Origin of the sequence: Photobacterium lucens (genome assembly GCF_009873615.1) — a bacterium.
GTDB lineage: Bacteria > Pseudomonadota > Gammaproteobacteria > Enterobacterales > Vibrionaceae > Photobacterium > Photobacterium lucens.
This window is the reverse complement of sequence record NZ_SSMG01000333.1, coordinates 1-1,507: the sequence shown is the minus strand read 5'-3', so window position 1 is coordinate 1,507 and position 1,507 is coordinate 1. Positions and strand designations below refer to the sequence as shown.

Sequence of the window (1,507 nt, the reverse complement as noted above, 5' to 3'; positions counted from 1 at the left end):
ATCTAAATTCTAAATTAAAGAAATTCAGTTATGGCTTGGAGAAATTTCAAAATAAATGATTGTTTATTAATAACAACAGAAAACAGTCTGAACAAATTAGGTAAAACATATATTCTTGAACCAAGAATTACTAAACTTCTATCATTTATGGCTCAAAATCAAGGGATTGTATTTACGCGAGATGAGTTAATTGATGAGGTTTGGGATGGTGCCGTTGTTAGCGATCAAGTTGTTACTCAATCCATTTTTGAATTAAGAAAAATTTTAAAAAAGTTAGATGAAGATCATTGGATCATTACCATTCCCAAACGAGGCTATAAATTAGACGCTGATGTACAACAAATTTACATTGACCCTAATACTGGCTTTAAATTAGAAGAGTTTCATTCATCTAACGAGCATACGAATGACAACAATAACCTCGGAACCGCATTTCCAGCGGGGCCGATGACACGTGCATTTAGCAAACCAGAGAAAGATATCCCACCAGCCTCAGTAAGCAATAAAATCAAAAACTTAAAGCTTAACCATTGGCTTTTCGATGTAGGAATATTATCTATGTTAGTGCTTACCCTTGTCTTCGCTAGTTGGGCGAACAATGATAATGCATCAACCAAAAGCTTAAAAAACCCACGGCAAATAAACATAGAAATAACCTCTTCATCTAATCAGGTATATTCTATAGCGAAAATGATAGAAAGCACGCTGTTTACTTACACTGACTACACCAGTAGTTTACATCCTAATTCAGAAGCTGGAAAAACACTTTCGTTATATATTAGTGATAATAATCAATTACATATAGAGCTTTATAATAATATTTCTCATCGTTCTGATTTAAAAAAAAATCTGCTTTTACAAAGTAAAAAACTCTACACATCCCTCAATCAATTACTCAATGAACTCATTCAAACATTAACCCATGATCACCAAATAGTCGTTACTAATGTACCTGTAATTACTGAATCAACCCTGCTTTATAAATACCTATCATTACCAGACCTAATTAATGACGATGGACAAGTAAATAAAAGCTACCTAACTGATATAAATAAACTTATTTCAAACTCACCCAATAACAGTTACTTACTTGCAAAACGTTATATTAGCTACGCAATTATTCTCACTCTAGATAACAAAGAAACATCAATGCCAAAATTGATGAATTATGCACATGACTTGGTTAAGAATATTTCTCAACAAAATTCCTTATCATCACTACCAACTCAAACGCTCAATGCACTTGCTTTGAATCAGCTCTATCAAGGTAATTTTGACTTATCACAACATTACTTATCGCTATCAAGGCAACAATCAAAACAAAATTCAGCCCTTTATTATATTCTCCAGGGCAAAATTTTTGATATTAAGAATCAACATCAGCAAGCAAATGAAAACTTCAGTATTGCTAAATATTTATCACCATCTTATGAAACAGAAATACTTTGTCAAAGCTTAGTGTTTCATTCTATTTAACCTTAGGTTCAATTTAAATAAAAATATAAGG

General features: G+C 31.9%; 1 protein-coding gene. It reads left to right on the top strand.

The window, feature by feature from the left end; all coding sequences use genetic code 11:
* Nucleotides 1–30: 30 nt before the first annotated feature.
* Nucleotides 31–1,476, top strand: a complete 1,446-nt coding sequence (locus tag E5A76_RS14265) for a winged helix-turn-helix domain-containing protein (RefSeq protein ID WP_161119319.1) — start codon at nucleotides 31–33, stop codon at nucleotides 1,474–1,476.
* Nucleotides 1,477–1,507: the final 31 nt, after the last annotated feature.